This is a genomic window from Stenotrophomonas sp. Steno-Z2, assembly GCF_056393235.1.
The window spans coordinates 353,599-366,538 of the sequence record NZ_JBWJOY010000002.1 but is presented as its reverse complement, the minus strand read 5'-3'; the positions used below and the strand labels follow the sequence as shown (position 1 = coordinate 366,538).

Here is a 12,940-nt window from a genome sequence, read left to right as displayed (position 1 = left end):
AACGAGGAGTTCAAGATGTCCAAGGGGCAATCCTTGCAGGACCCGTTCCTGAACGCACTGCGCCGCGAGCGCGTGCCGGTTTCGGTCTACCTGGTCAACGGCATCAAGCTGCAGGGCACGATCGAGTCGTTCGACCAGTTCGTGGTGCTGCTGCGCAATACGGTCAGCCAGATGGTCTACAAGCACGCCATTTCCACCGTGGTGCCGGCGCGCAACGTGCGCGTGGGGCCGGGCGGCGGCTACGTGCAATCGGCCGACAGCAGTCAGGCAGGCGATGACGACAACGACAACGAATAAGCAGGACGCGGCGCGTGTTTGACCGCTCGAAACGAGGCGAGCACGCGCTGTTGATCCAGCCGCATGCAGGGCGGCTGGAAGAGGATGTGCTGGAAGAGTTCACCGACCTGGCCCGCTCGGCCGGCGCCAGCATCGCGGCCACCGTGACCGCGCGCATCGACCGCCCCAATCCTTCCACCCTGATCGGCAGCGGCAAGCTGGACGAGGTCAAGGCCATGGCCGACGCCACCGGCGCCGACCTGGTGCTGGTCAACCATGCCCTGACCCCGGTGCAGGAACGCAACCTGGAGAAGTTCCTGGAGCGGCGCGTGATCGACCGCACCGGCCTGATCCTGGACATCTTCGCCCAGCGTGCGCACAGCCACGAAGGCAAGCTGCAGGTGGAACTGGCGCAGCTGCGCCACCTGGCCACGCGCCTGGTACGCGGCTGGACCCACCTGGAGCGCCAGCGCGGCGGTTCCATCGGCCTGCGCGGCCCCGGCGAAACCCAGCTGGAAACCGACCGCCGCCTGCTGCAGAAGCGCGTGGAGCAGCTGCAGAAGCGCCTGGACAAGGTGGAAGTGCAGCGCACCCAGATGCGCCGCGCGCGCGTACGCAGCGAGATGCCGCGCGTGGCCCTGGTGGGCTACACCAACGCCGGCAAGTCGACCCTGTTCAACGCGCTGACCGGCGCCGGTGCCTATGCCGCCGACCAGCTGTTCGCCACGCTCGACCCGACCGTGCGCCGCATCGCGCTGCCCGGCGGCAACGCCATGCTGGCCGACACCGTCGGTTTCGTGCGCGACCTGCCGCACGAACTGGTGGCGGCGTTCCGCTCCACCCTGAGCGAGGCGCGCGAGGCCGATTTCCTGCTGCACCTGGTCGACGCCGCCGATCCGCTGCGCGAGGAACGCATCGCCCAGGTGGACGAAGTGCTGCAGGCCGTCGGTGCCGGCGACCTGCCGCAGCTGCTGGTGTTCAACAAGATCGACCGCATCGAAGGCGCCGACGTACGCCACGACGCGCAGGACGGCGTGCCGGACGAGGCGCGCCGCGAGCGCGTGTGGATCTCCGCGCGCGACGGCCGCGGCCTGGACCTGCTGCAGTCGGTGCTGGGCAAGCGCCTGGGCCTGCAGCATGTCACCGGCCGCGTGCGCCTGCCGCCCAGCGCCGGCAGGCTGCGCTCGCGCCTGCACCAACTGGAAGTCATCCGCAGCGAACAGGCCGACGAGGAAGGTTGGCTGATCGAGGTGGACATTCCCATCGCCGAGGCGGAGAAGCTGGCCGCCGGCGCCGACGGGCAGGTGATCCGCGCGCTGCTGCCGGAGCGCGGGCCCGAATGGTGAGGTAGGACTGCAGGAACTCCGGCGCGGACGTCGGCGCGCCGGTGGATGGAACGGACGACTATCCATGACAGGGAGGAAAGCGATGAAGGCGCAATGGATGTGGGCTGTGGGCGTTTGGCTGGCCCTGGTGCCGGTATTGGCGCAGGCAGAAGCGCCGTCGGAACCGCGCTACGTGATCAGCAGGGCCCAGGATATCGATGGGACTTGCCTTGAACGTTTGACGCACCTGCATGAGAGCGGCAGCGAGCCGCTGGATCCGCCGCAGCTGGAACGGTTCAAGGAGCACCTGCGTACCTGCGGCTGGCCGGTCATGCCTTCTGCCGGCAGGCATGGCGTGGAAGCGGCCGCGAACCTGCTGTTGCGATCCAGCGCGGACGAGGCTTTCCAGGAGCAGATCATCGACCTGGTCCAGGAGCGGGTTGGTGTCGACCTCGATGCGTTCGGATACGCCTGGCTCAATGACACGATCCAGCTGCAGCATGGTCGTCCCCAGCAGTTCGGCACGCACGTGGCGGTGGAGGACGGCAAGGTGGCCTTGTCGCCGGAACCGGAAAGAACGCCGCGCTTCTGGCGGGATTTCCTGGGGCTGCCGCCGGTCGAGGAATGGCTGGCTGGCCTGCAGGCCAGGCTTGATGCGGGAGACAGCCCTGGCGCAGCCGAGCTTTCGCCGCCGTTGGCGATGGAAACCTACCGGCCCTTCACCCAGCCCGAGCTTCGCCGCCTGGTCGGCAGGATGATCAATCGCGATCAGGACGTCCGTGCCGAAGCGGTGGCCGCGATGCGGCAGGGCGATGAGGAGCAGCGCAAGGCGCTGGACCGGCAGATCGCGGAGATGGATGCGGAGAATCGCGCCAGCCTGCTGGACATCTTCGAAAAGCATGGCTTCCCGACCCCGGAGATGATCGGTCGCGACGGCGTCTCTTCGGTGTTCCTGCTGGTGCAGCATGCCGACGACGATCCGGACTTCCAGGCGCGTGCCCTGGAGCTTGCCGAGCCGCTGATGCAGCGCCGCGGCATGTCGCGGCAGCAGTACGCCATGCTGACCGACCGTGTATTGCTGGCGCGGGACCAGCCGCAGCTGTATGGGTCGCAATACAGGGTCGAGCAGGGCAAGGTCGCGGTGCTTCCGCTGGCCGACCCGGACAATGTGGACGCGCGCCGGGCGCGCATGGCGATGGGGACGCTGGCCAGTTACCTGGATGCGGTCGCCCGGCAGCTGGGGGCAAGCGTCGAGTCCGGCGGATCAGGCAACTGAAGGCGGTGGACGAGTAAGAGTGGAGGACGGAGGCACGGAAGCGGCGTGCTCCCCGTTCGTCACGGCTGTCGAAAATCCGTACCTGCGGCGAAGTCAAAGCATGTGGGCAGCGCCTGCCCCGGATGCGGGTTTTCCCGGCGGCAGCAGCACGATCACGGTGCCGATGTGATTGGAGCGGCGCGAGCCTCAATGACGCCAGAGCGCCAGAGGAGTGCGCGTCGCCACGCGCAGTGAGGTGGTCGCGCCGGAATGGCGCTACTTCAACCGCGCCAGCCTCTGCCCCAGCTGCACCGGGCTTTCCGCCTTCAAGGCCGGGTCGAACTCGGCCACGCCCGGCGGCAGCAGCACGATCACGGTGCTGCCGTAGTTGAAGCGGGCCATCTCCGCGAACCTCTCCAGCGTAATCCCCTTGCCGCGCCAGTCCTTGCGGGTGATGCGGTCGCCATAGGCGGGGATTTCCTCGCCGCTCCACACCGTTTCCACGCCGCTGACCAGCAGCGCGCCGACCATCACCTGCACCATCGGGCCGAAGTCGGTGTCGAAGTGGCACACCAGCCGCTCGTTGCGGGCGAACAGGCGCGGCACGTGGGCCACCGCGGCCGGGCCGACGCTGAACAGGCGGCCGGGCACGTGCACGGTCTCGCGCAGGGTGCCGGTCCAGGGCATGTGCACGCGGTGGTAGTCGCGCGGGGACAGGTACACGGTGGCGAACAGGCCGTTGGCGAAGGGGGCGGCGTCGGTGGCGTCGCCGAGCAGTTCGGCGGCGGTGAACGACTGGCCCTTGGCCTGGAAGATGCGCCCGTCCTCGATCGCGCCGAGCTGGCTGATGCGGCCGTCGGCCGGCATCAGCAGCGCGCGCGGGTCGGTATCGGCCACGCGCGCGCCCGGCTTCAGCGCGCGGGTGAAGAAGGCATTGAAGCTGGCATAGCTGCGCGGGTCCGGATCGGCCGCCTCGGCCAGGTTGACGCCGAACTTCCGCGTCACCGTGTCGATCAGCCAGCGCGAGACGCGCGGGTTGCGTGAATAGGCCAGCGAGCGCGCCATCGACGACAGCAGCCGATGGGGCAGGGCATGGGTGAGCGTGGTCAGCAGACTCATGGGGCGGTCTTTCCGGTGAGCTTGGTCAGGTCGCTGGCGATCAGCTTCGGGTCGAACGGCGGGCGCATCAGCCCGGCCAGCCGGCCTTCGGGGTCAAGCACGGCGATGCTGGCCGAGTGGTCCATGCTGTAGTCGTCCGGGTTCTTGTCGAAGTGCTTGCCCGGCGCCTTCTGGAACACGAGGCCAAGCGGCGTGGCGAAGCGCTCCAGCGACGGCACGTCGGCGGTGGCGGCCAGGGTGTCCTTGTGGAAGGCGTGCGCGTATTCGCCCAGCCGCGCCGGCGTATCGCGTTCGGGATCGACGGAGACGAACACCACGCGCGGGCGCAGGCTTTCGGGAATGCCTTCCCACTGCTTCTGCGCCAGCGCCAGTTCGGACAGGGTGGTCGGGCACACATCCGGGCAGGAGGTGAAGCCCAGGAACACCAGGGTCCAGTGCCCGCGCAGTTCGCCCGGAATCAGGCGGGTGCCGTCGGACTGGCTGAGGCTGAAATCCGGCAGCGGCCGCGGCGTGGGATAGAAGATGATCGAGCCGGCCTGGTGGCCGCCGTTGCCGGCCGGGCCGAACACCTTCTGCGCCAGCAGCAGGCCCAGGCCTGCCGCCAGCGCGATGGCCAGGACGATGCCGGTATTGCGGTTGAACATGGGCCGTTTCTCCGTACGGGTGGGGCGGCGCCGGGCCCGGATGGAGCGCGGGTCCGCGGGCGGCGGTGGCGGGATCCGGTGGCATGCCGGCCTCTTGCCGGGGCGTTGCGGCCCGATGCCGGGACATTGCCGCGGTTTCGGCTGCAACCGGGCGCTCAATATACCGGGTGCGCGCCTATAATCGCAGACCACTCTTGTCCCCCGTATTGCCATGACAGCCCAGGCGGCCGCCGAACTCCACACGATCATCGACCTGATCCGCTACGGCGCCAGCCGTTTCAATGCCGCGGGCCTGACCTTCGGGCACAGCTACGACAATGCGCTGGACGAAGCCACCAGCCTGGTGCTGCACACCCTGCACCTGCCGCCGGACCTGGGTCCGGCCTATGGCCAGGCGCGCCTGCTGGCCGAGGAGAAGCAGCAGGTTCTGGCGCTGTTCGAGCGCCGCATCGCCGAGCGCGTGCCGGCCGCCTATCTCATCGGCGAGGCCTGGTTCGCCGGACTGAGCTTCAAGAGCGACGCGCGCGCCCTGGTGCCGCGCTCGCCCATCGCCGAGCTGATCCTCAACGGCTTCGAGCCGTGGCTGGCCGGGCGCGAGGTCACCCGCGCGCTGGACCTGTGCACCGGCTCGGGCTGCATCGCCATCGCCATGGGCCATTACTACCCGAACTGGCAGGTGGACGGCAGCGACATCAACGACGCCGCGCTGTCGCTGGCGGCCGAGAACAAGGAGCGCCTGCTCGCGCACAACGTCGAGCTGGTCAAAAGCGACCTGTTCGCCGGCCTGCAGGGCCGCGTCTACGACCTGATCGTCACCAACCCGCCGTACGTCACCAACGACGAGACCGACGCGCTGCCGCGCGAATACGCGCACGAGCCGGAACTGGCGCTGCGTGCCGGCGACGACGGCCTGGACCTGGTGCTGAAGATCCTGCGCGATGCGCCGGATCATCTGAGCGAGGACGGCCTGCTGATCTGCGAAGTGGGCGATTCCGAACAGCACCTGGTCAGGCTGCTGCCGGAAGTATTCATGTCCTGGATCGAGTTCAAGGTCGGGCAGATGGGCATTTTCGCGGTCGAAGCCGCCGAACTGCGCGCCCACCACGCGCGCATCGCCGAGCTGGCGGCGCAGCGATGAGCTCCAACGCCTTCGGCAAGCTGCTGACCGTCACCACCTTCGGCGAATCGCACGGGCCGGCGATCGGCTGCGTGATCGATGGCTGCCCGCCGGGGCTGGAGATCGCGCCGGAGGAATTCGCCCACGACCTGCAGCGCCGCGCCACCGGCAAGAGCCGGCACACTTCGGCGCGCCGCGAGGCCGACGAGGTGGAGATCCTGTCCGGCGTGTACGAGGGTCGCACCACCGGCACGCCGATCGCGCTGCTGATCCGCAACACCGACCAGCGCAGCAGGGATTACAGCAACATCGCTGCGCAGTTCCGCCCCGGCCACGCCGACTACAGCTACTGGCAGAAGTACGGCATCCGCGACCCGCGCGGCGGCGGCCGTTCCTCGGCGCGCGAGACCACCATGCGCGTGGCCGCCGGCGTGATCGCCAAGAAGTGGCTCAAGCAACGTTACGGCGTGACCGTGCGCGGCTGGCTGTCGCAGCTGGGCGACATCACCCCGGCCGGCTTCGACTGGAACGCGGTCGAGGACAACCCGTTTTTCTGGCCCGACGCGGCGCAGGTGCCGGAGCTGGAGGCGTACATGGACGCGCTGCGCAAGTCCGGCGATTCGGTCGGCGCGCGCGTGAACGTGGTCGCCGACGGCGTGCCGGCGGGCTGGGGCGAGCCGATCTACGGCAAGCTCGACGGCGAGATCGCCGCGGCGCTGATGAGCATCAACGCGGTCAAGGGCGTGGAGATCGGCGACGGGTTCGCCAGCGCCGCGCAGAAGGGCACGGAGCACCGCGACCTGATCACGCCCGACGGTTTCCAGTCCAACCACGCCGGCGGCATCCTCGGCGGCATCGCCACCGGCCAGCAGATCGCCGCCTCGATGGCGCTCAAGCCGACCTCCAGCCTGCGCCTGCCCGGCGCCACGGTGGATGTGGAAGGCAACGCGGTCGAGGTCGTCACCACCGGCCGCCACGACCCCTGCGTCGGCATCCGCGCCACGCCCATCGCCGAGGCGATGCTGGCGCTGGTGCTGATGGACCAGGCGCTGCGCCACCGCGCGCAGTGCGGCGACGTCGGCGTGGTGACGCCGCGCATCCCCGGCAGCCTCGATGGCTGAGCGGCGGCCCCGCGTCTGGGTATCGCAGCCGCTGTTCGACGACACCGTCGCGCAGCTGGCCGCATGCTGCGACGTGGTGGCCACGCCGGTCGTCACCGCGCACGACAGCGCCGCGCTGGCGGCGCACCTGGCCGCCGCCGACGGTGCCCTGGTCACGCTCAACGAACGCATCGGCGCGGCGGAAATCGCCGGTGCCGCGGCGTTGAAGGTCGTCGCCAACGTCGGCGTGGGCTACAACAATCTCGACATTCCGGCGCTGAGTGCGGCGGGCATCATCGCCACCAACACCCCGGACGTGCTCACCGAGACCACGGCCGACCTCGGCTTCGCGCTGCTGATGGCCGCGGCGCGGCGCATCGTCGAATCCGACCGCTGGCTGCGCGAGGGCCACTGGCGGCAATGGTCGTTCACCACCATGCTCGGCGCCGACCTGCATGGCAGCACCCTGGGCATCCTCGGCATGGGCCGCATCGGCCAGGCCATCGCCCGCCGCGGCCACCACGGCTTCGGCATGAAGGTGCTGTACCACAACCGTTCGCGCCTGCCCGCGGACGTGGAGCAGGCGGTCGGCGCGCGTTACGTCGGTTTCGACGAGTTGCTGGGCAGCGTCGACCACCTGCTGCTGGTGCTGCCGTATACCGCGCAGAACCACCACATCATCGACGCCGCCGCGCTGGCGAAGATGAAGCCCGGCGCCACGCTGGTGAACATCGCCCGCGGCGGCATCGTCGACGAACTGGCCCTGGCCGACGCGCTGGCGCACGGTCGCCTGGCCTCGGCCGCGCTGGACGTCTACGAGAACGAACCGGACGTGCGCCCGGAACTGCGTGCGCTGCGCAACATCGTGCTGACCCCGCACGTCGGCAGCGCCTCGCTGGCCACGCGCCGGGCGATGGTGCAGGTGGCGGTGGACAACCTGCTGGCCGGCCTGGGCATCGGCCCGGAAGCCGGCCGTCCGACCAACGCGGTCAATGCCGGCCAGCTGGCCGATGGCATGGCGCGCACGGGCAATGCCGGCACCAAAATCGACATCAAGAAACGGTAGGGAGCCTCCGAGGCTGTCGCCGGAGGTTCCCCGAACCTGGCTCGACGTGCGTGTCCCCCCATCTCTTTCTTTCGAGTACACCCCATGAGCAATGAAGCCCGTCGTTTCCACGTAGCCGTCGTCGGCGCCACCGGCGCGGTCGGCCAGACCATGTTGTCCATCCTCGCCGAGCGCGATTTCCCGGTCGGCAAGCTGAGCCTGCTCGCTTCCGAACGCTCGGCCGGCCAGCAGGTCGAGTTCAATGGCGGGAAGGTCACCGTCCAGGACCTGGCCGCCTTCGATCCCACCGGCGTGGAGATCGCGCTGTTCTCGGCCGGTGGCGGCATCTCCAAGGAATACGCGCCGAAGTTCGCCGCCGCCGGCGCGGTGGTCATCGACAACTCGTCCTCGTTCCGCTACGACGACGACGTGCCGCTGGTGGTGTCCGAGGTCAACCCGGAAGCGGCGAAGAACCGCCCGCGCGGCATCATCGCCAACCCGAACTGCTCGACCATGCAGCTGATGCCGGTGCTGGCGCCGATCCACCGCGAATACGGCATCGAGCGCATCAACGTGGCCACCTACCAGTCCGTTTCCGGCGCCGGCCAGAGCGGCATGGAGGAGCTGGGCAAGCAGACCGCGCAGCTGCTCGGCTTCCAGGGGATCGAGCCGGCGAAGTTTCCGGTGCAGATCGCCTTCAACCTGATCCCGCACATCGACGAGTTCCTCGACAACGGCTTCACCAAGGAGGAAATGAAGCTGGTCTGGGAGACCCGCAAGATCCTCGGCGACGACAGCATCCAGGTGAACCCGACGGCCGTGCGCGTGCCGGTGTTCTACGGCCATTCCGAGGCGGTGAACATCGAGACGAAGAAGAAGATCAGCGTGGAGCAGGCGCGCGCACTGCTGGCCGCCGCGCCGGGCGTGGAGGTCGTGGACGAGCGCAGGGCCGGCGGTTACCCGACCCCGGTCACCCATGCCTCGGGCACCGACCCGGTCTATGTCGGCCGCATCCGCGAGGACCTCTCGCACCCGCGCGGCCTGAACATGTGGGTGGTGGCCGACAACATCCGCAAGGGCGCCGCGCTCAACGCCGTGCAGCTCGCCGAACTGGTCGCCAACGGCGGCTGAGAGACAAGGCCGCCACGACGCCCGGGTTCGCCGTACCGCAGGCCGGCAGCCGCTCATACCCGAACCCCGGATCGCATCTGGAGCAAAGCCCCCTGAGTCAGGGGGCGCGCCGAAGGCGCGGGGTGTGGCAAGCGAGAGACGGGGCCCGCGGTTTGCAGAGCAAACCGTGGGGCGGCAGCGCGCAGCGCTGGCGCGTCCCATCCCTCCGGTATTCGGAACCCGGCTCTGCCGGTATATTTGCCGGCATGAAACCACGGGGCAGGAGCGCGATGCGCTCGATACAAGGCGTACTCGTCCTCGCGCTGGGGCTGTACAGCAGCGCCGCGCTTGCCCTCGGCCTGGGCAACATCCGCGTGCTGTCCCGGCCCGGGCAGCCGCTGGTGGCCGAGATCCCGGTGATCTCCAGCGACCCGGGCGAGCTGGAAAACGCCACGGTGGGGCTGGCTTCGGCGGCGACCTTCGAGCGCGTGGGCCTGTCGCGCCCGGAGGGGCTGGTTAGCGAGCTGCAGTTCCAGTTCGCCCAGGACGCGCAGGGGCGCGCCGTGGTGCGGGTGACCAGCGCGGCACCGGTGCAGGTGCCGGCGCTGAGCTTCCTGATCGAGGTCGACTGGGGGCAGGGGCGCCTGGTGCGCGAATACTCTGCGCTGGTCGCCGCGCCCGAGACCGCCACCGCGGTGGACGAGCCGGTGATCGAGGCACCGGCGGCTGCGCCGTCCAACCTGATCGTGCGCGAACCCGAACCGGCGCCGACGCCCACGCCCGCACCGGCAAGGGAGCCGGCACCGGCCGCCGCCGCCACGCCATCCGCGCCGCCGGCGCCCCGCCCGGCGCCAGCCGCGCGCCCGGCGGCCACGGCCGATGGCACGCTGGCCCCGGTGCAGCGCGGCCAGACCCTGTCGGGAATCGCCCGCGACGTGGCGCGCGACAATGGGGTTTCGCTGGACCAGGCGATGGTGGCGCTGCTGCGCGCCAACCCCGAAGCGTTCATCCGCGGCAACGTCAACCTGCTGCGGCAGGGCGCGGTGCTGCGTGTTCCCGGGAACGAAGAACTGCAGCGCACCGACCTGGCCGCGGCGCGCGCGCTGGTGCGCGAGCATGCCGCGCAATGGCGCCAGGCGCGCGCACCGATCCCGCAGCCGGCGGTGGCCGGCGCGGCGAATGCAACGGGCACGCCTGCCGCGACGGCGCCGGCGGCGAACGACGCGCGGCTGGAAATCGCGCCGGCGGTGGCCGGTGCGCAACAGACGGCAGGAATGACGACCGGTCTCGAGGCCGGCGGCGAGGGCGACATGGCGGCGAACGAACAACTGCGGCAGGCCAGGGAAGACCTCGCCACGCGCGATGCGGAACTGCAGGAACTGCGCGAACGCGTGGCTGCGCTGGAGAAGCTGCAGGCCCAGCAGCAGTCGCTGATCGCGATGAAGGACAGCAACCTGGCCGCGGCGCAGCAGCGCCTGGCCGAGGTGGCGAAGAAGGAGCCGGCGGGTACCGCGCCGTGGGCCTGGTTGGGCGTGCTGCTGCTGGTGGTGGCCGCGGCGGGCTGGTGGCTGTCGCGCCGCCGCCGGCCATCGCCGCTTCCGCCCGCGCCGCCTGCCGGCCGTGCCGCCGCCGGCGAACTGTCCGCGCTCGCCGCGGCCATGCCCGCGGTGGAGCAGGACATCGCCGCCGGGGCCGCGCCGGCGCATGCCGGAGACGAAGCCGAAGCAGAAGCCGGGGCCGTGCCGTTCTGGTCGCAGCCGCCCGCAGGCGCGAACCCGCCGCCTCCGGCCCGGCAGGAGCCGGTGCTGCTGTTCGAGGCCTCGCGTACGCTGGCCGAGGACGCGGCATTGGCCGAACCGGCCGCGCAGGAGGAAAGCGCCTGGCTGGCCGGCGACATGGCCCGCCTGGCGCCGCTCAATCCCGCGCCTGCCGGCCGCGAGCGGCTGGAACTGGCGATCGCCTACCTGGACCTGGGCGATGCGGAAACCGCGCGCACGCTGCTCAACGAAGTGGCGGCGGGCAGCGACCCGCAGGCGCGCGCCGAGGCGGCCGAACTGCTGGGGCGGCTGGGATGAGCGCGCAGGAACCGGCGGTGAAGCGCGAACGGCGCATCGACTACGTGGAGTTCGCCTCGCGCGACCCCGCCGCCAGCCGGCGCTTCTTCGAGCAGGTGTTCGGCTGGCGTTTCGAGGATTACGGCCCGGACTACACCGCGTTCGACGATGGCGGCCTGCAGGGCGGGTTCTTCCATGGCGAGCCGGCGACGAGCGCGTCCGGCGCACCGCTGGTGGTGCTCTACGCGGCGCAGCTGTCGCCGCTGCAGGCGGCGGTGCTGGCGCACGGCGGCACGCTGAGCAGGCCGGAATTCACCTTCCCGGGCGGGCGCCGCTTCCAGTTCGTCGAGCCCGGCGGCAACGAACTGGCCGTGTGGTCCGAGCGCGACGCGGATTGAACAGGCGGCCGCCGTGGGCGTGCCAGCCCCGGCGGGCGCCGGCGACATGAGAGGTTTGACGATGCGCTACGCGCTGGGCGTGGAATACGACGGCAGCGAATTCAAGGGCTGGCAGCAGCTGGGCGAAAGCGGTTGCGCCAGCGTGCAGGCCACCCTGCAGGACGCGCTGTCCTCGGTGGCCGATGCGCCGGTGAGCGTGGTCTGCGCCGGCCGCACCGATGCCGGCGTGCATGGCGAGTGCCAGGTGGTGCATTTCGACAGCGACGTCGCGCGCGAGCCGCGTGGCTGGGTGCTGGGCACGACCACGCGGCTGCCGCCTTCGGTGTGCGTGCGCTGGTGCGTGCCGGTGGCCGATGATTTCCATGCGCGCTTTTCGGCGCGCGCGCGGCGCTACCGCTACCGCTTGCTCAACCGCCAGGTGCGGCCGGCGCTGTACCGGCAGACGCTGAGCTGGGAGCGCCGCCCGCTGGACGCCGATGCGATGCACCGCGCCGCGCAGGCGCTGCTGGGCGAAAACGACTTCAGCGCGTTCCGCAGCGTGCAGTGCCAGGCGCTGCATGCGCGACGCGAACTGCAGTCGATCTCGGTCGCGCGGCAGGGCGAGGTGGTCGAGGTGCAGGTGCAGGCCAATGCCTTCCTGCACCACATGGTGCGCAACATCGTCGGTTCGCTGCTGCTGGTCGGCGCCGGCGAGAAGCCCGAATCGTGGATCGGGCAGGTGCTGGCGCTGCGCGACCGCACCCGGGCCGGGCCGACCGCGCCGCCGCAGGGGCTGGTGTTCGTCGGCCCGCTGTATCCTGACCAGTGGCAACTGCCGGCCGAGGTGACGCTATGACCCGCATGCTGTTCCGCACCCGCATCAAGTTCTGCGGCATGACCCGCGCCGGCGACATCCGCCTGGCCAGCGAACTGGGCGTGGACGCAATCGGCTTCGTGTTCGCGCGCGGCAGCGCGCGCCGGGTGGCGCCGGCTGAAGCCCGCGCGATGCGCCAGGCGGCCACGCCGATGGTCGACGTGGTCGCGCTGTTCCGCGACAACAGCCGCGAGGAGGTGCGCGAGGTGATGCGCACGGTGCGGCCGAGCCTGCTCCAGTTCCACGGGGACGAGGACGACACCTTCTGCCGCGCGTTCAACATGCCCTACCTGAAGGCGGTGGCGATGGGCGGAACCGAAGCGGTCACCGCGCGCAGCCTGCAGCTGGCGCACCCGCATGCCGCCGGTTTCCTGCTGGACAGCCATGCCCCGGGCGGCAGCGGCGGCAGCGGCGTGGCCTTCGACTGGGCGCAGGTGCCTGCCGGCCTGCACCGGCCGTTCCTGCTGGCCGGCGGCATCCGCCCGGACAATGTGTTCGACGCGATCACCAGCGTGCAGCCGTGGGGCGTGGATGTGTCCAGCGGCATCGAGTCGGCGCCGGGCATCAAGGACGGCGACCGCATGCGTCGCTTCGTCGAGGAAGTGCGGCGCGCCGACATGCACGACACGTCCGCGTAATCCGGT

Annotated in this window: 13 protein-coding genes; 11 read left to right on the top strand and 2 right to left on the bottom strand. The window is 70.4% G+C overall.

Annotated features, from left to right (window positions below):
• The first annotated feature begins 15 nt into the window (after positions 1 to 15).
• The 3 genes from hfq to AC06FP_RS06740 all read left to right on the top strand — a co-directional run bounded on the left by hfq (position 16) and on the right by AC06FP_RS06740 (position 2,877).
• Positions 16 to 297: an RNA chaperone Hfq gene (hfq, locus tag AC06FP_RS06750; protein ID WP_456119418.1), complete on the top strand. Its 282-nt coding sequence runs from the start codon at positions 16 to 18 to the stop codon at positions 295 to 297.
• A gap of 14 nt (positions 298 to 311) precedes the next feature.
• The gene (gene hflX, locus AC06FP_RS06745) at positions 312 to 1,622 is read left to right on the top strand and encodes a ribosome rescue GTPase HflX (RefSeq protein WP_478074981.1); all 1,311 of its coding nucleotides are present in this window, start codon (positions 312 to 314) and stop codon (positions 1,620 to 1,622) included.
• A gap of 82 nt (positions 1,623 to 1,704) precedes the next feature.
• Complete coding sequence (locus AC06FP_RS06740) at positions 1,705 to 2,877, top strand: DUF6624 domain-containing protein (protein ID WP_478074980.1); 1,173 nt, start codon at positions 1,705 to 1,707, stop codon at positions 2,875 to 2,877.
• A gap of 255 nt (positions 2,878 to 3,132) precedes the next feature.
• Here the strand turns inward: AC06FP_RS06740 and asd are convergent, their stop codons facing one another.
• On the bottom strand, positions 3,133 to 3,975 hold the full coding sequence (gene asd / locus AC06FP_RS06735) for an archaetidylserine decarboxylase (RefSeq protein WP_478074979.1): 843 nt from the start codon (positions 3,973 to 3,975) through the stop codon (positions 3,133 to 3,135).
• The gene (locus AC06FP_RS06730; protein ID WP_478074978.1) at positions 3,972 to 4,619 is read right to left on the bottom strand and encodes an SCO family protein; all 648 of its coding nucleotides are present in this window, start codon (positions 4,617 to 4,619) and stop codon (positions 3,972 to 3,974) included. The genes asd and AC06FP_RS06730 overlap by 4 nt, the downstream gene beginning before the upstream one ends.
• A 211-nt stretch (positions 4,620 to 4,830) precedes the next feature.
• Here AC06FP_RS06730 and prmB point away from each other — a divergent pair, with 211 nt between their 5' ends.
• The 8 genes from prmB (at position 4,831) to AC06FP_RS06690 (ending at position 12,934) form a co-directional block, all read left to right on the top strand.
• On the top strand, positions 4,831 to 5,757 hold the full coding sequence (gene prmB, locus AC06FP_RS06725; protein WP_478074977.1) for a 50S ribosomal protein L3 N(5)-glutamine methyltransferase: 927 nt from the start codon (positions 4,831 to 4,833) through the stop codon (positions 5,755 to 5,757).
• Positions 5,754 to 6,857 (top strand): chorismate synthase, encoded by a 1,104-nt coding sequence (gene aroC, locus AC06FP_RS06720; RefSeq protein ID WP_478074976.1) that lies wholly within the window; start codon positions 5,754 to 5,756, stop codon positions 6,855 to 6,857. Before prmB ends, aroC begins: the two co-directional genes overlap by 4 nt.
• Positions 6,850 to 7,902 carry a 2-hydroxyacid dehydrogenase gene (locus AC06FP_RS06715; protein WP_478074975.1) on the top strand — a complete coding sequence of 351 codons (1,053 nt, stop codon included), beginning with the start codon at positions 6,850 to 6,852 and terminating at the stop codon, positions 7,900 to 7,902. The genes aroC and AC06FP_RS06715 overlap by 8 nt, the downstream gene beginning before the upstream one ends.
• Positions 7,903 to 7,986: 84 nt before the next feature.
• Complete coding sequence (locus tag AC06FP_RS06710) at positions 7,987 to 9,012, top strand: aspartate-semialdehyde dehydrogenase (protein WP_478074974.1); 1,026 nt, start codon at positions 7,987 to 7,989, stop codon at positions 9,010 to 9,012.
• 269 nt (positions 9,013 to 9,281) lie between these two features.
• Entirely contained in the window at positions 9,282 to 11,066 is a 1,785-nt protein-coding gene (locus AC06FP_RS06705) for a type IV pilus assembly protein FimV (RefSeq protein ID WP_478074973.1), read from the top strand.
• Positions 11,063 to 11,443 carry a VOC family protein gene (locus AC06FP_RS06700; RefSeq protein WP_478074972.1) on the top strand — a complete coding sequence of 127 codons (381 nt, stop codon included), beginning with the start codon at positions 11,063 to 11,065 and terminating at the stop codon, positions 11,441 to 11,443. Before AC06FP_RS06705 ends, AC06FP_RS06700 begins: the two co-directional genes overlap by 4 nt.
• Before the next feature lie 61 nt (positions 11,444 to 11,504).
• On the top strand, positions 11,505 to 12,278 hold the full coding sequence (gene truA, locus AC06FP_RS06695) for a tRNA pseudouridine(38-40) synthase TruA (protein WP_456119419.1): 774 nt from the start codon (positions 11,505 to 11,507) through the stop codon (positions 12,276 to 12,278).
• Positions 12,275 to 12,934: a phosphoribosylanthranilate isomerase gene (locus tag AC06FP_RS06690; RefSeq protein ID WP_478074971.1), complete on the top strand. Its 660-nt coding sequence runs from the start codon at positions 12,275 to 12,277 to the stop codon at positions 12,932 to 12,934. Before truA ends, AC06FP_RS06690 begins: the two co-directional genes overlap by 4 nt.
• Positions 12,935 to 12,940 lie beyond the last annotated feature (6 nt).